General features: G+C 39.0%; 11 protein-coding genes and 5 pseudogenes. 7 read left to right on the top strand and 9 right to left on the bottom strand.

All coding sequences use genetic code 11. From position 1 onward, the window contains the following. Window positions 1–7: 7 nt before the first annotated feature. Together BJN41_RS02995 and BJN41_RS16015 are read right to left on the bottom strand one after the other, a co-directional pair. Window positions 8–922, bottom strand: a pseudogene (locus BJN41_RS02995) (type II toxin-antitoxin system HipA family toxin); the annotation flags it as partial. Continuing rightward, window positions 919–1224, bottom strand: a pseudogene (locus BJN41_RS16015) (transcriptional regulator). The pseudogenes BJN41_RS02995 and BJN41_RS16015, both read right to left, overlap by 4 nt. 237 nt (window positions 1225–1461) lie before the next feature. Between BJN41_RS16015 and BJN41_RS02985 the strand changes: the two are divergent. Further along, window positions 1462–2775 carry an ATP-binding protein gene (locus tag BJN41_RS02985; protein WP_070153175.1) on the top strand — a complete coding sequence of 438 codons (1314 nt, stop codon included), beginning with the start codon at window positions 1462–1464 and terminating at the stop codon, window positions 2773–2775. Window positions 2776–2918: 143 nt separating this feature from the next. Here the strand turns inward: BJN41_RS02985 and BJN41_RS02980 are convergent, their stop codons facing one another. The 6 genes and pseudogenes from BJN41_RS02980 to BJN41_RS14590 all read right to left on the bottom strand — a co-directional run. Then, window positions 2919–4037, bottom strand: coding sequence for a hypothetical protein (locus BJN41_RS02980; protein WP_070153172.1), 1119 nt, complete (start codon window positions 4035–4037; stop codon window positions 2919–2921). Window positions 4038–4047: 10 nt separating this feature from the next. Next, entirely contained in the window at window positions 4048–5052 is a 1005-nt protein-coding gene (locus BJN41_RS02975) for a YecA family protein (protein ID WP_070153169.1), read from the bottom strand. Window positions 5053–5070: 18 nt separating this feature from the next. Beyond that, on the bottom strand, window positions 5071–6420 hold the full coding sequence (locus tag BJN41_RS02970) for a type II toxin-antitoxin system HipA family toxin (protein ID WP_070153166.1): 1350 nt from the start codon (window positions 6418–6420) through the stop codon (window positions 5071–5073). Continuing rightward, the gene (locus tag BJN41_RS02965) at window positions 6410–6700 is read right to left on the bottom strand and encodes a helix-turn-helix domain-containing protein (protein ID WP_070153163.1); all 291 of its coding nucleotides are present in this window, start codon (window positions 6698–6700) and stop codon (window positions 6410–6412) included. The genes BJN41_RS02970 and BJN41_RS02965 overlap by 11 nt, the downstream gene beginning before the upstream one ends. A 448-nt stretch (window positions 6701–7148) precedes the next feature. Continuing rightward, entirely contained in the window at window positions 7149–7403 is a 255-nt protein-coding gene (locus BJN41_RS02960; RefSeq protein WP_070153160.1) for a DUF2147 domain-containing protein, read from the bottom strand. Between the two features lie 164 nt (window positions 7404–7567). Next, a pseudogene (locus BJN41_RS14590) lies at window positions 7568–7687 on the bottom strand (AlpA family phage regulatory protein); the annotation flags it as partial. A gap of 38 nt (window positions 7688–7725) precedes the next feature. Here BJN41_RS14590 and BJN41_RS15805 point away from each other — a divergent pair. Both BJN41_RS15805 and BJN41_RS02955 read left to right on the top strand, forming a co-directional pair. Then, a pseudogene (locus BJN41_RS15805) lies at window positions 7726–7884 on the top strand (IS256 family transposase); the annotation flags it as partial. Between the two features lie 203 nt (window positions 7885–8087). Next, window positions 8088–8837, top strand: a complete 750-nt coding sequence (locus BJN41_RS02955; RefSeq protein ID WP_070153157.1) for a metallophosphoesterase family protein — start codon at window positions 8088–8090, stop codon at window positions 8835–8837. A gap of 198 nt (window positions 8838–9035) precedes the next feature. Here BJN41_RS02955 and BJN41_RS15525 read toward each other — a convergent pair whose 3' ends face one another. Further along, window positions 9036–9329, bottom strand: a complete 294-nt coding sequence (locus BJN41_RS15525) for a hypothetical protein (RefSeq protein ID WP_227515208.1) — start codon at window positions 9327–9329, stop codon at window positions 9036–9038. Between the two features lie 874 nt (window positions 9330–10203). On the opposite strand from BJN41_RS15525, the gene BJN41_RS15275 reads away from it, so the two are divergent. The 4 genes and pseudogenes from BJN41_RS15275 to tnpA form a co-directional block, all read left to right on the top strand. Next, window positions 10204–10908, top strand: a complete 705-nt coding sequence (locus BJN41_RS15275; protein ID WP_094069346.1) for a hypothetical protein — start codon at window positions 10204–10206, stop codon at window positions 10906–10908. Beyond that, a complete protein-coding gene (locus BJN41_RS02945; RefSeq protein ID WP_070153152.1) occupies window positions 10895–13165 on the top strand; it encodes a hypothetical protein in 2271 nt (756 codons plus the stop codon). Before BJN41_RS15275 ends, BJN41_RS02945 begins: the two co-directional genes overlap by 14 nt. After that, entirely contained in the window at window positions 13149–16337 is a 3189-nt protein-coding gene (locus BJN41_RS02940) for a tyrosine-type recombinase/integrase (RefSeq protein ID WP_070153150.1), read from the top strand. The genes BJN41_RS02945 and BJN41_RS02940 overlap by 17 nt, the downstream gene beginning before the upstream one ends. 379 nt (window positions 16338–16716) lie before the next feature. Further along, a pseudogene (tnpA, locus tag BJN41_RS02935) lies at window positions 16717–16983 on the top strand (IS200/IS605 family transposase); the annotation flags it as partial. Between the last annotated feature and the right edge of the window lie 31 nt (window positions 16984–17014).

Here is a 17014-nt window from a genome sequence, read left to right as displayed (position 1 = left end):
CCCCCATACGCCAAAACTGAGCTAAATCAGCTGTGGTTTGTGCTCCACAATTGGAAATAAATTCAGCAATCTCTAAGTAGCTGGCACCTTGAGATTGTTCACCATCATAGTATTGAAGCTGTGTCATGGCCGACGAAAAATGCAGCCGCTTGTCACCGTCGCGGTCAAACCGTTTTGTTAAGAAGGTATGGTGCTGTGACGAAAATTGCCTCATCTCACTTGGAAACATGTCAACACCTGCCGCTAACGCCAATTCATAACAGACCATCTCCCACGCGCCCACATCATGGGTATCGTTTAAATTGGGAAACTTAGCAATCCACAAGTGGTCTTGTTCATMTGTGACACAAGCTTTGGGCCTTGCACCACCTAATGATGAGCCTGGAGAAATCAGCATTTTCAACCAGCGGTAATACTCGTCACTGTCGATGTTATCGTCTTTTTCAATCTGCATTGCTGCATGCTCTAGCTCTCGCAAAGAAGCCATTGGCGGCGCAGCAAATTCAGAATTGTCGTCCAAAAAAGCATTCGAGCCTGTTCGCTTAAATCGAATACCACCCATCCGGTAAGAGTCATTTACGCCCAGCAGGTAATCCAATTCGTTTAATCGACTTGTTGCTCGAATGCCTTTGCGCGCCTCAATCGCCGCACGCCGCTGCATTAAAATACGCCCCCATCTATCAGGCGATGAATCAAGAAATGCGCGGAAGCTTTTATCGACTTCATCGTTTTAGAGTACACCGGAGTGGAGGGTCAGGATGGGATCAATTTGCAAGCGATAGGCTGAGGTTAAAAATGCTTTATCGTAGGCAAAACTAAACACGCCACCTCGGCTTGAATCGCTGTAAGAAAGCAGCCCTATTAGCAAAGGTGCTTCAATTGGCTGCCAGTCGGCATAGACTTCAACGATTTCACGGCTCATCTTGAACCTTCCAGCAATTTTATGTTTTGCAGCTTGATACCCACTTCATCATGGGCGGCCATTTCTGCAAAGTTGCTTTCCATGCCAAGAACGGCCATCACCTTTAAGTAAGTGCCTATGGCAACGCCCGGATCACCGGCTAAGACTTAATTCACGGTTTTATGATCAAAACCAGTACGTTCACACAGTAGCTTTTTGGTAAAACCACGTCTTTTCATCGCCAACAGCAAGTCTTCACCAAACTGCGTCAGGATTTTACGCTGCTTTGGAAACAATATATTGTGTAAGTCACGCTTAGCCATATCACCAACCAAAGGGACTATATTCCCACTTTACTCAATATAATTGGATTTATATCCTACTTTTAGGTTTAGCTTGCGCGTTGGCCAAGGCGATGATGTGAATCCCTGAATGCCAAAGGTCATCAAATTACACTTTTATGCGCATAAAAATGTAAAATTCCGCACTTTTCTGCGCGTAAAAGTGTAGGCTGAGTTATACTACAGGCAGTTAACAGTCTTAATTGGCGGGAAATGACAATGCAGCGCAACTTACTAAACGCCCTAATAACATGGAAAAATCAACCGGTGCGCAAGCCATTATTGATCGATGGTGCAAGACAAACAGGTAAAACCTATCTGCTACAAGAGTTATTTGGGAATACCTTTGCCAACATCCTTCGTATCGACTTCCTTGAAAACCCTGCCTACAAAGAAGCGTTCGATGGCTCTCTGTCACCTGACGAGCTAGTAATGAATATTGAGTTGTTAACCAACCAAGCGTTCAACCCAGAAACCGATCTGCTGATATTAGATGAAATTGGCGAATGTGAACGTGCCGTTACCTCACTAAAGTACTTTGCTGAAAAAGCACCGTCCTATTTTGTCGCTGCCAGCGGCTCGAATATTGGTTTGCTCAACACCTTCCCTGTGGGCAAGGTAGAACAATACAATTTACGACCACTGACCTTCCAAGAATTTATTTACGCATCCAACGAGCAAGCGCTGATCAAAGCGTTTGATAGTCAAGCAAGCACACCGGCAGTACACACCAAATTGATGGACAAACTCACTGACTACTTTTTTACTGGTGGTATGCCGGAAGCCGTTTCTGCTTGGTATCAGTATAAGGATTCAAGCATTCTAGAGCGTGTTGAAAAAGTCACAAAAATTCATGCCGATTTAGTGGAAGGTTATCGCCGCGATTTTGGTAAGTACGCGGGCAAGGTCGACACCACACTGATTGAATCGGTATTTAATAGCATTCCAGCCCAGCTATCACTTGTCAGCGATGAGTCGGTTAAACGCTTTAAATTTAAGCATGTGCATGAGCGTAAATCTCGTTATAGCGATTTTGAAACCGCGATCCATTGGCTTAACTGCTGCCGCCTAGCTTTGCCAAACTACCCTATTGAAGGATTGCCGAAATCTCCGTTAGCGGCCTATAAAAAAGAAAATATGGTGAAACTGTTTTTGTTTGATGTGGGTCTGCTTAATCATATGCTCGGCAGCAGTTATAAAGAAATTAAGCAACAAAACTATGAATACAAAGGTTATGTGGCTGAAAACTTTGTGCAACAAGAGCTCACTGCCATTGGCGTTGACCCAAGCTATTCATGGAATGACGCCCGTGCCGAAATCGAATTTATTTTGGCGACCGATGAAGGCGATATCGTCCCTGTGGAGGTCAAAAGTGGTAAACGTACAAGAGCAAAATCGTTGGCATCCTACGTTGAAAAATGTACTCCAAGTAAAACCTTTAAGTTAACGGGTACACAAGGCTCATCCGCATTAGAGCAAACCAATATCGTGATGCCTTTGTATTTCACGCAGTATTTACCACAGAGATGGTAAAAGCGCGTTACTTAGGCCCCGAGGTCTACACAAAGTGACTTCATAGGTAACAATTTGTAGACCTTTGGTGGGCTTACAACCTTTCAACCAACCCTCAATCGGTTTTTTGCTAACGTCATTTGGCCAGCCTATCGCCTCATCGTTTAAAGCAAATCACTCAAGCGATTTAACAGTGCTTTACGGCTATTATTCGCCACAACAAAGCGCTTAAAACGTTGTTCAAACGCCGCTTCATCAGCTTTGAACTGATAGGCCTCAAACAGCTGATGCAGATAGCGTGATGCCGCATCGTAACCACTGGCGCAAGTTCGATCCGCTTGCTCTTGTGATTGCTGCCAGTAGTGCTCACGTTGATTGTAGATATCCGTCAACGCTTTTTCTTTTTCCGCTTTTTCGATAGCTAATTTTTTTGCGAGTGCTGCGGCTTGCTCTTGCTGTAATTGACTTTGCGCTTGCTCAATGAAAGGAGAAATGACGGCGGAAGTTAACCAGTATTGATAGATCTCGTCTGTGTTGACAGGTTCTTTTCGCGTCAGCGCTAAGGCTTGGTGACGGGTTAGCTGGCCTTGCTCAAACAACGTGCGTAATAGCGTGTCTTTCTCTGCTTGCGAGAGATTATGGATCCACGCATCAAGCGTAAGCTGAGTTTGTTTGGCTTGGTGACTGGGTTGTTCGCTCAGCACCATGGCGAGCGCCTTAACCAATGCTAAGGGAATATCATACAGCGCAGCAAACGCCTGCTCCTCTTCCCTGAGGTGCTCAAAATCGAATTGAATTAACGGCACTCGCTCAACGCCATCATTAAAATCAAACGCTTTGAGCCACATTAAGTACACAAGGCGCCAATCCCCTTGCATTAACCCGCCGCGTAAAGCGGCTAAATGCTGGAAAAAGTCGTCAGCATGCTCATCGTCAAAATACTCATCACACTCCTCAAGGGAAAAAATCAGCAACTGCCACTCATCGTTTTCGTGAACATGAAGTCCATCACTTGAAAAGCCAAGTAACGCATCTGGAAGCGTTCCTGCTGGTAGCTTGATGTATACATCGATTGAGCCCCAATCGGCATAGTAAAAACCGATATCAAAGTATTTTAACATCAGCTCAAAAGGCTCGGCCTTTAGATCACTGTAGGTGTAATACACCTGAAAGGCCGTAGCGCTGATCTCGGCACGGCTTGAAATGGCTCTGAGTGCTTGACGTGCTTTAGCATCTAAATACCCATCCAGACGCTCAAATTTATAGTATTGAAATTCGCTCACGGTGACCTTGCTATTTATTTATTGTGAATTGAAAAGTTTGTTTTAACAAAGGCTGTACCTGAATCACTCTGGCGACTTGTTCAGCGTTTATATAACGTCTTGGGTCAATCGTTACAAATCCCCAAAACTGCAAAAATCGCTCAATAAATCGTGATTCGATGAGCATACTTAAGTTTCTTTCTGGCGAGAAGTAATCATCCGTAGGGAATACCAGCAATAGATTAGGGAAAGCTGTCATCACCTCTTTCACAAGCTGCTCCACACTGTTGTGGCTTTGAATACGCCACAGCATAAACAACCAAAAAGTGCGCAAGTCGACATCGTATTCGAAACTGTCCAAATAACCCCAGTTATATTTGCTGATAGCGGCCTCTAACATAGGTTTGAAAAAGGCCTGTATGCCTAGCGCTTGATACTGCTTTTGCGCTGATTTTTTTACATGGTAGCGGCCACTGCGCCGATAAATAATACCGCTAATTTCGGCAAGCACTCGGGTGTAGTGCAAGGCATTAAATTTGTCTTCATTGCTGCCCGAAAACTCGCTGATGCTTATACTACGTTCTAATTGAGCAACGGCAAACTCAGGCAATAACTCACTGGCCTGTTTAACCAACTTAGCCGGTAAGTTGCCTTTACTCGTGGCTTTGAAGGAGCCTTCTTGCGCCATGGCCTCATCAAGAATGAGGGCTAGATAACGCATTATTGGGCTGGCAGAAAGAGAGTCGGGAGTGCAAATTGTCACCCACTTTAATTCATCAAAAGGCGCATAAAGCCAATTGGCCATTTGCGTTGGCGTTACGCCACAAAAATCGGGATGAGGTTGATGATTGCGTTCTTGCACTTTGTGCTGCAAAGCGGCATTGAGTTCATCAAGACTCAAATTTGGGTTCATTGCCAGCATGGTTTCAACATCATCGAAGACTTGGGCATGTTGCTTGGAAACGCTGCTCATACAACAACGTTTAAATTTTTTACCACTGCCACAATGGCAAGGATCGTTTCGGCCGAGCTTCATTACTGTCCCTTCTTATTGTTATAGAAAAAGCGCTGCATTTTCTTGTTTACGCTGCTCCAATGTCTTAGCAATCACGGACATTGTTGTTTTACTGATCCCTTGTTGCTTGGCAAGATACGTAAATTGGCTGATGGCTTCTGCGACTTCTTCAATAACTTGCTTTGCATCATTCCAATTCGCAAAGCCAGCACTAGTAGCAAGTTTTTGCATCACCTTAAGCGATGGCGCTTTGCCATAACCGCCGAAAGCAGTGGCGTGTTCGTTGAATGGATGTGGGCTGTAGGTAACATCGTAAAAAGGTGCAGGGTTCCATTGACCGTCATCCGCTTGCAAAAACGCCCAGTTTTTACTGTGGTCGTCTTGGTTAGACGACAGCAGGTTAAAAACGGCACGGCGAAATTGCAGCTGCCCAGCAGCAGGAGATTTACACAACTGACGGCTGGCTTTGATCAAGTCAATATAATCTAAACTTGGCGTTCGAAAGTCTGCATCCAGCAGCCCGCAAGCGCTGTGCATATGCAAGCGACCTGAACTGCGATTACCGCTTAAACGGGCCTGCTCCGTGACATAATCAAAACGCTTAAGCGCCAACCAGGCAGACGCACCGCTTGTAGTTGGTGCTTCAATGAGTTGCCAGACTGGTGGTTGGCACTTGGCAAGCTCGGCCATTTGCAAATAAACCGCTTCACACAACCCTTCTTCATGCCCGAGCGCGAGATTTTTCGAGGTAAACTTAATCAGCCAAGCCTCATCTCCAGGCTGAGCAAAGGTTCGACAATGCTGAGTTTCCCCTGCAGGCATATAAATCTGCGCCTTAGGCCTTGCTCCACCCGAACTACCACCGGCGACTAATGCGGCCAACACCTGTTGCGTATGCCCATCTAACTCATCGTGATTATCATCCATATAATCTGACATTGAAGCATCGAACAGCGTTTGTGCTTCTAAGCCCAAGGTTGCTAAATCAATGTCCGCGTATGTCGTGGCTGAAAACTCAGACACCGGAGCAAAAGACAGCGCTCCCATGCCTTTATCACCGACAAAGGCCAGTCTATCCATCGCCGTTAATTGATTAGGTAGGATGCCCTTTTGCCGGAAAATACGATCTTGTAACAACATGCCCCAGCCATCGGGCAAACAATCCTCAAATACGCCATGTACACCTTGGTGCGGCGCTTTAGGTGCGGCTTGAACTAGCGTATTCGCTTGCAAGGTAAACGGTGATAAATTGCCAAACTGCTGCAAATAGTCGTCAGTATACTGAAAAAAAACGCCTTGCCGATTCTGCGCCAAGACTCCAACAGATATCTGCTCACCTGAGCTTAGCGTACGAGTAACATTAAGCTTCTGAATCGGTTTAAAACTCATCTTTTAGCACCTCATCAATACTCATGGGTATAGCAGCGCGTTCTTTGCTAAGTTGCGTGAGCTGATAAAGCCTATCTAGCGAATCAAGTGTCTGCCATAGCAACAGCAATTGACGAAATGAAATTTGCCCGGTCAGCTCAAATTTCTTAATGGTGGCCGCAGGTACGCAGCTTCGCTCAGCCAATGCAGCGCGCGACAGCTTTGCCTGCTTGCGTAACTCACGTAAATAAGCCGCATAAGCTTGGCTTACATCGGTATCATCAAGTAAGGTAAAATTCATCCGCAAAGACCAAATGGATACAGTTATATCCATTATAGCGAAATAAAACATAAAGTGGATACTATGATATCCATAATTGCGTAGAGTGTTGAAAAAATCACTCGATAAAGCCCTTCAAAACTGCTATTTTTAGACCCTAACAGCAGCATAAGATTAACCCGTTAGGTCAGGTGGCCTAACTTAAATAAAAAAGTCTCCGACAAACCCGGTACGGTTCAGCCATATATAACTCCATCAACCTGATTTTTTACCATTCGGTTTACCTAATTAATCATCACAAAATTATGTTGGTGATTATTTGGTAAATTTTTAAAAACTTATGTGACCAAAATTAAACGATCTTAATAAACATTAATTCCAATAAAAATATTTTAAAACGTAAGTTATTGATGTTATTGTACTTATATACACAGCAATTTATACAATTTAATGTAAATTATGTTGGTGACTATTGCCAAGGTTGGGGTATTTTTACAATTTTTCCAGCATAACTTTCATCTGTATTTTTATAAATTTGCACTATAGCTCGTACAACACCACTTTTATCATCAATTGTTTTCCATTTACCAACAATTTCATCATTTGCATATGTATTTGAAATGACAAAAATACTAAAAAATATAGCAATTTGTTTTTTAATAACCATTTGATTTTTCTCTTCATTCATAAATAAAAGTGCAATTAAATTTTTTATTAATTCCATGTACGATTGTAGAGACAAAATAACATATTGAACAATTATGTTCAATATTTATCAAGATAGTACTAAAATACATATCGAAATAACTTTTTGATGCAAAAGTTATAAGAAAGGAAAAATATAATTAGACTTTCCTAAAAAAATAAGGGAGCCGAAGCTCCCCATCATCAATGACTCGCCAACTTAGACTCAATCCATTGATTGATTTCCCATGCAGACCAACCAACTCGACCAACTGTTAAATTCGTTTGTTTGGGAAATGTTGGATCGTATTGCTTATGACGCTCTACTATGGATTAGAACAAGAGGGATTTAAGTTATTGATGCCACCAAGAAAAGAAAAATCTTCCCAACCGATGATTCTGTGAAAAAAGTGGTATATTTAGCGATTATGGCAGCAAGCAAAAAAATGGACGATGTCATTCAGAATTGGAAAGCTGCCATGAATCGTTTTAGTATCATATTTGAAGAACGTGTAACCTAGTATTTTTAAAACCACATTTACACAGAATTATTTACACCCTCTTTCAAAACTCTTTATTGCACTATTCATCATTTACTCCTTTATTAAAACAAAAGTCATTTATGACTTTTGCAATAGGCTCAAGCACACATTTTATTTAGGTCTTTATCTATTCAAAACCAAATCTGCTCATGTTATCTTTCTGATAAGGTTTAGGAGGCCATTTGAAACTACAAATCTTGTCTGACACACATAATTCAGAATATCAATTGTCAAAAGATGCAGATCTTATCATTCACGCTGGGGATTTTTCGAATCGTCTAAGTGGCGCTATTGAGTTTGCAGAAACATGTAAAAACCTGAATAAAAACTTTATTTTCGTTCTGGGTAATCATGATTATTACTGCTCAAACTACAATTTAGTCGTAGACTTTTTAAGAGAAAATTATCCTCAAAATGCTCTGCTTGATGACAACCATATCAAGATACAGGATAAAATATTTGTTGGCGGTACATTGTTTACGAACTTTCGTTCCAACTCAACTCGTACAACCACTAACGAACTGCAAAAATTTAAAGAAGATGCTGAACAATCTATTTATGATTTTGATCAAATCATGATAAGTAGCGATAATCGAACTATAACAGCGGATGACTACATTGCACTATTTCAACGATATCATCAAAATATTATGCAGTTTAAAGGGCTAGACAATGTAATCGTCATTACCCATTTCCCTCCTCATTTAGCCTGTCTTGATCCGTATTGGGGTAAACATCCTGTTGCATCAGCCCTTAATCCTTATTTTATAAATGACTTGGATGTTAAAGGCTTTAAACTTTGGATTTCAGGGCATACGCATACATCAGTTGATGCTGTAGTCGACGGATGTAGATTAGTGATCAATCCTTTAGGCTATCCACAAGAGCAAGGAAAAAATGGGTTTAGTGAAAATTTGATCATCGAAATTTAAGTATCATACTCGTATTGAAACAATCTAAACTAACTTCAAAATCATATAACCTATAGGACTGTTGATTAAGCTTCTACACAATGAACTAGGAGAAACTCATGTCGATTACTTTAGAACCAGAAGATGATTGGAAAAATAAAATTGCAGATCAAATACTTAAAAATCTACTCGACATCCATAAAATCCAAGGTAATTCGATTAAAAAAATGAAAGCAGAGCGTTATCCTCAAATGCACGCCCTGCGCTTGGGTTAAATTTATGTTCAGGACGAAGAATAAAACTCCAATTTTCCTTCTCTGCCCCAATTTCAAGCCCAATATTTAAAGCTTGGGCTGTTCTAAACACATTAATCACACAGCCTAAACCGAGTGAATAAATCGGCTGTCTTAATAGAACAACAACAGCACTTAGAATATGCTCAACTTCAGCCACAGTTTTAGGCTCGTATAGGTATTTTCCGTTCGCTTCAGAAACCAATACTTTTATCATCATATTACCTACTTACCGCTTAGGTGGATTATTATCACGACCACCACCTGAAGGGTTTTCTGTGGTACTTGGCCAGCCAGCTTTACTCATTTTTTATCTCCTTGTTTGATATTTACCCTGCTCAACAGTAAGCAGATAGGATCATTATGGAGAATATAAATTTTGGACTTTGCCGGAAATTGGCTAAATTAGAACAATAAATAACCACATTGGTTTAGAAATCTCAGCTCCAACTTCTAAAATTAGAACACCATTACTTCTAGCTTCCACTACCCCCTAATCCCCATCACCAACATCACACAGTTATAGACATTTTGCAGCAAACCTCGGCACATTCGTTTTCTAAAACCTATCTATGTAATCAATGTCCCCTTTAATAGTAAGTGACTAGTAATTAAGTATTCATTATGCTAGTGCTAGGAACAACTGATACAGGCTTGTCTATATCAACATGCTGTGTTGTAGGGGAAAATTCTTCTACATGAAGTAAGTTTTGTCATTTTTGCATGTAGACCCCATTGCCTCAATCCATAGCATTCCAATCAAAGATAAGTCCCATGGCGTCATGACGTTACAAAAAAAGACTGATACACCAAATCAAGTTTAGTGCACAACTTTGCTGAATTAGCCCTAATTTTTATGATCTAACTTTTACTACTTTGTAGCAGGAATCACAGCCATACAATCAATCAATCCCAACCTCGGTAATAGCTTAAAAATATTACTAATAAAAATAGAACCAAATTAAATTATGCACACCAAAACTATAAATTGTGTCTACTTTTCTACACTTACACAATAAATACCGTTAGATTACTTGAAAAGTAAACAGTTAAATAGTAGAAATGTATCATAGTTATATTTTAATAATCTAAATATGTGCCGTGGAACGCGTAAACAAGTAACTTCTGAATGTTCATTTAATTTTGATAACCCCAAAATTATCTTCAAGCGAGATCTTTCTAAACTCGCATTAAACACTCATCCAGATTTTGCTGGCATTCATCACTGCTATCACATGGCCTTTCGAGCTCTACGATTAACTTCTCATTTTCGTTTAGCATCAAACAAACTCAATGTTTGGTCTATAGCAGGAATATCCAATTTCTGGATCGCTGATAATTTTGATTTGTACCTGCATCACATGAAGCTTCCGCCTTCACCTCAGGAATTACATGTATATACGTTCCCACCTGATGCCAACTTACAACAACAACTCAAACACTATGCAAGCTTTGAATTCTTAAGTTTTTTGCAAGCAAATACTTTTGATATACACAATTTAAATCCGCAGCATCTTCAGCAAGCGATCAACCGATATATTTCGACTGAAGTTTTACTCGACTTTAATCGCTTACATTCATTCAAAGCACATAAAACGCTCAGTCTTGAGGGGCTTGGTAAGTTACTCAATTTTAGCCATACACAACTCCACAATAGAAACAGAAAAATCCATGCACGTCGCCAGCATCTACTTGACGAAGTCAGCAAGCAATCAAAAGTCGTCGATCATTATTTAAATCAAAATGATTTTTCACCAAATCCAACAGATTTTTGGAATTGTTCATATGCACGAAAGTGAAACTAAGCCCCTTCCTCAACCCAAAATTTTATTATCAGACTTATTAAAAAAGCTTTTTAATGCAGAGGATTTGTGTCTTCATGCACATATTAACTTTATCGCAGATCTATTGGTTTACCATGACTGCTCAGATTATCTTAAGGGGCTTGTTCTCAGTGAGATTGAATCTGATATTTCTACAAGTTCACCACCTCGCATTCCCGCTACTCTCCAAGCGTCTAGAAAATCTAAAATTGGTGATTCCCCAATCACGTATTACATCAACAGTATTGCCAGCATTTATCATGCTCACACGGAACTACTCACCTGGAATGTGCTCGTCCTTAAAGCAGCACTATATTTATTAGCATTGCCTCAGATCAAACCAGATTTATTTGAAAAACAACATACAGAGCATCTCAATACGATTAAGCGCTTATTTCAGCGTTTCCGCGTTGCAAACAAGTCTTTTTTTGCAAAAAAAAAAGATGCTCACGCATTAGATTATCAAGCATTCTTAACTCTTAAATTCCCTGCTTTATTTCTATCATTAGAGCAATTTGTAGAGTCTGCTCTTCAACCTGAAGCAGATCAAGAACTAAATGATTTTCAGAAAAATTTCTGTGATGAATTACGTATTGCATTCAATTATGTACTAAAAAGCCGTCCAAAAATTGCCAAATCAAGTGTAGATAGTAAACTGCAATATCGTACATGGGATACCGATGGAACTATTAACGAAATCATTGAGACTAAAAAAAGTAATAGAGGTTTAGCTAATGAGCAAGCCCTTGACGAGCAAGAAGACCCCTCTGTTATTGTTCAAGCAGATCAGATTACACCACTTGCCAGACATTCTAAAAATGCCCAACGTATGGCACTTTCGTTAATTCCAAAACATATGCAACGACAAGATCATTTGCTCACTGCAAGTTGTTTACTCCCAAGTGTTTATACTATTTCTGACCTAATTACATACCTGTATCATGATGATAAAAAACATAATGATAAAAGCGTGCTCGTTGTATTACTTTGCTTAATCACAGGCGTTGGCTTTAAAGACTGGTTAAATTTTCAAAAAAGGCGTGTAAAAAGATTAAATCATCGCCAAGTCATTAAATTGCAAAGTGACCAATACTATCTCTCAACCAAATTCAGCATTTTTGAAGATGCAACGTTTGAATATCCGGAGTCACTGATCAATAACACCGTTCATTTAGATATCCCTATCCCAAATCACTTTATTGATCGTATCAAAGCAGAACCAATCATCACTGAAGATGAGCTAAAGAAAAAAATTAGAATAATAAAAGATGAAGTCAAAATTCCTCAGCTGAACTTATCAAAAACTAGCTCATTACTGCATCATGTTATTTTGCAAAAAACAGGCAATAGGCAACTTGCTGACATCATCACTGGTGTAGATGCAAGTCACTCTTCTTCAAGCTCTTACTGCCATTACAATGTAAATAAATTACAAAAAAATTATGTCAAAGTTTTATCTGAACTATGTACACAGCTCGCTGAAAATGACTACGGTGATATTGTCTATAGTGATCAGTCCATCTGCTTTGGTAGCCAAAAAGCACCAAGTAAAAATGTCATAAAGGACATCCTTTTCTATCTTTACACCAAAATTTATACGACTTCAGATAACGACTGGGTAGAAAGTTTTAATGCTTATAGCATTTGGATGTGGCATATCCTACTTTTGTTTACCGCTGCACGACCTGTTCGGGACTTTCCAGGTTTTTTGAATAATATAAGTTTTCAGCAACAGACAATTATGCTGTCTGACAAAGAGGTCGGTGGTAGACGTGGCTTTGGACGCTTGATTCCACTTTGTGCATTTCTCATCGGTGAATTAAAGAAATATCTTCGTTTCCTCGAACATATCCAACAACATTACATGGCGATTAACCGCGAAATCTCAGCCCAAATTGATGCCATATTTAATAATGAACAGCCTCTGTTAAATCTTTTACAAAATGGCACACTCACTCCGCTTACACCTTCCAATGTGCGTGACTTTCATCCTGAAGTTGGGTTAGCACATCCCAACTGGCACCGCCATACAACACGTGCCTTTCTCACCAACAAACAAATCCCCGAGCCTTTAATACTTGCACTTTTTGGACATGAAGCCTTCCAACAGGAAGCCGCACATCCATTTTCTAGTTTGTCTCTGAACCAATATCGCGCGCTCGCAACACATTTAAATGAAATGCAGGAATATTTTGAAATTATTGGAGTGAATTTAAATGTCCTCATCGCTTAAAAAAGCAGATCAACTGTTTGCCGAAAAGAAACGAGAACTTACTCGACAATTAAATGAACAAAAAATTCAAAATGAAGTTCATGCTTCACTCCGCAAATATTTTTCAGAACAGCAGTTTGATCAGAATCCACATTTGCTAGGTGATTACGGCGAGGTTTATAGCCACATCAAGAAAAACTCTACGAGTAAAAAGTGGATCAAGTTTGCATATGATTTTTTTGAAGATTACATCAAAGAGTTAAATGCTCAGCATCGCTTGGATTTAGAGCTGCCTCATGCTGTTTTAGATATTAAAAGAGATAAGCCTATCGTGACCATGAGCTGGAATGCCGATGGTCATGAAATAAATGACCTCGTACAACAGCTTTATAATTATTGGGAATTGGCTGAAAGCTGTGACTCATTCTCAAATGAGGAAATCGTGGGCAATATTATATTGTCTGCCATTCTATTTGGTGGCTTAAATGAAAAAGCTGAACTTAATGCCTTGCTTGAACACCTCAGAAATCCAGTAAAAGTACGCCATTATAAAGACCTTAATATTCTTTTTTTAGAATCCCATTCTAATCATTATGGCGATATTTTTATTGATGAATATACTGTTCGAAAATCTAGAAATTTTATTCCAGACCCCGTCACACGTCTGTGGCTAATACATTTTACTCTGAGAGATATTCGACATGTTCATCTTCCCGTAGAGGGCTATCTTGAGTATATCTTTCGAAAAATAAAGAAAAAGKTTAAAAAAAATAGCTTATCGCATTTACTTCAGCATGCTCGCTACAACTGGTTACAGCTTCCCAACGTAGATATAGATCCGGCGCTCTCTGAATGCCTCATCGGGAATTTACTCAGTTGTGGTTTACCCGAACAAGAGTTTGAGCGTTTTGTGCAACCAAAATTTAAATATAAGCATGAGCTCACTACTGAAGTCATTCATCAGTCTAAGAATTTACCTCCACAAACTGTTTATTTGCATCATGAGCAAGATGCACTAAAAGATGTACTAAAAATTCATAAAGACTTATTAAAAATTATTCGTCTTCGCCAAACAGATGCCCCAATCTATCAACTCATGATCGATTATTGTATGGAGAATGCAAAACTCTTTAATGAATACAGTAAACGAATCACCCTGTGGTTAATTAGTCTCTTTAAACCACCTCAAGAAGATATAGATCTGCTAGCTCAGAGATTTGATTTTTGCGCTACAATTTTTGCTAAAATCATTTCCAACAATAGCCAGTTAGCCAAAAGCTCAATTTACACATACTACACTCGAATTGGTGAGCCTTGGCTAATCTATTCTTTACAATATCAATTTTCTGAGGACGATGAAGAAACACGCCTGCAAAAAATATATGCACAGATTTATCAAAATAACTGTATTGCTGAAAGTCTGCTCGAAGATACTGTTAAAAAATCGGCTGCTCAAATTGTAAAAACACTCAAACGTTTTCATCAATTTCAAGAACAACTATTCGATGCCCCAGCATTCACTTTAGAGACGCTGGATCAACAAACCAGACCACGCACACGTATTATCAGCCCAGTCACATTTCAACTGTTAATCAAAAAACTTCAACAAGCACATCTACAAAATATCATCTCTCAACATGACTATGAAAATCTTAGTCTTATTTATACGCTTGCTTACAGAACTGGGATGCGAATTAATGAAATGATTGGTTTACGTATCAAAGATACTGAAGGATTAAACAGAATATCATTATTGGTCAAGCCATATGGGTCAGAAAAAATAGGCAATGAACACAGATTAAAGACTGACAGCGCGCAACGTAGCGTGCCCGTGTATTGCTTACTCAAAGCATCTGAGTATCAACAATTTCATCAATATGTTGTCAAACAGCGGTTAACAAAAAAACCGAATGATTATTTATTCAGTCAGTTCAATGAGAATAAGAAACTCAGCCAGCACATGCTGACTGCACCCTTTAAAAATTTTATGGATCAGTTATTCAAGCAACATCACTATACATTTCATTCATTTAGACATTCTGCAGCAAATCATTTAGCATTAATTTTTAAATGTGATTATCATTTTTTGTCTGATAGCCTCACAGACTATACGGAAGTTGAATATAATCAGCTCAGGGCTGAGTTATTACGTAATTCAATTGATCAAAATCATTGGATTATCATCGCACATCTTTTGGGGCATCTCGAACCCATCGAGACCTTTAAAAGTTATATTCATGTAGCTTACTTTATTGCAGGTTATCAATTTTCCAAATATCGCCCATTACTAAGCAATGGTTTGGTTAAGAAAATGCTGGGGATAAGCAATTCAACACAAGAGTTACATTTTCTAAAATCGCTCAATGATCAGTCTGAATTCAATTTTGAAATGCATGCTACAACGCTCTGTAAACTCCTTCTAAACAATCAAGAAAAATGGATAGCGAGCAATGCTCACACACTACATGCAGAATTAGAGGTAAATCAAACGCAAGAACATTGTATTTTTGACTATTTTGTCGCGACTCCAGAATCTAAAATCGATCTTGATCTATTTTATAAGGCACTCTGCTTATTAGAGTTATACAAATATGATACGGAGCGCGTAGCACAAGAACTTTGCCTATCTCATGAGCTCATCAAGTATTGGTATGACAATGCAATCCAACTCAAACAACTTAAATCTAGAAAAAACAATCCAAGACTTTTTCATATAACCGAACTGCAATACATCAAACCGTCAATGATTGATACTAATGAGGACCTTTTATTGGTCACACATTTTTTTAACTATCTACAAGCCTGCTATCAAAAGTCACCTGAAAATATTAGGTATGTCTTAGAATTCTTTATTAATCACGTAACTGCTTCACATACAGGTTTACATTCAACGCGGAAAAATATTCAGAATCTGGAAAAATTCTACTATGCGGCCAAAGATCTGTTTCCTGCCAACATGTGGCATTTACTTGGAATAGATATGGTTAATTTTTTAAACAAAGAAATTACGCCGAATCTACTCAAACTTGCCAAGGCAAATCAGAAACTAGAAGGTTACCCAACAACAAAAGAAAATAATGCACGCTTACAGCTATATTCCTTAAAACAAGGCAAAGCACTACCGGCTTTTAAATTTTGTTTACATCTGGCTTGCATTGGTAGGCCTGCTCAATTGCAGTTAGAAATAAAATGACTTCAATAAATCATCGTAACGGATACTGCTTAACTCTCGTGCTACACCTAAGTTTTAATGGTGAGTGTCTGTTTTAATTTTTTTTGGGGGTTATACAGTTAATTAATGCTGATAAAAGCCTAGGCTGGCCATATATAATTCCATCAACCTGATTTTTTACCATTCGGTTTACCTAATTAATCATCACAAAATTATGTTGGTGATAATTTGGTAAATTTTTAAAAACTTATGTGACCACAATTAAACGATCTTAATAAAAATTAATTCCAATAAAAAATATTTGAAAACGTAAGTTGTTTATTTCATTGTACTTATATACACAGCAATTTATACAATTTAATGTATATTATGTTGGTGACTATTGCCAATATCGGGCTTGGATTTTGATGCTGTATTGATTGAATTTAATGGGGAGGATGATCATGTTCATTTATTAATTAATTACCCACCAAAAGTTGCTATTTCAAATTTAGTGAATAGCTTAAAAGGTCTATCTAGTCGCCACCTTAGAAAAGACTTTCCTGAAATTAAAAACAAACTTTGGGGTGATTCTTTATGGTCGCCAAGTTACTTTGCTTCAAGTTGCGGTGGTGCGCCATTAGAAATTATTAAACAATACATCGAGCAACAACAATCACCTCATTAGAATTAAAAATCGAGCCTTATATCACCTCCAT

It is taken from the genome of Acinetobacter towneri (assembly GCF_001758345.1).
GTDB lineage: Bacteria > Pseudomonadota > Gammaproteobacteria > Pseudomonadales > Moraxellaceae > Acinetobacter > Acinetobacter towneri_A.
The sequence above is the reverse complement of the archived record's forward strand: the minus strand, read 5'-3'. Positions and strand labels throughout refer to the sequence as shown.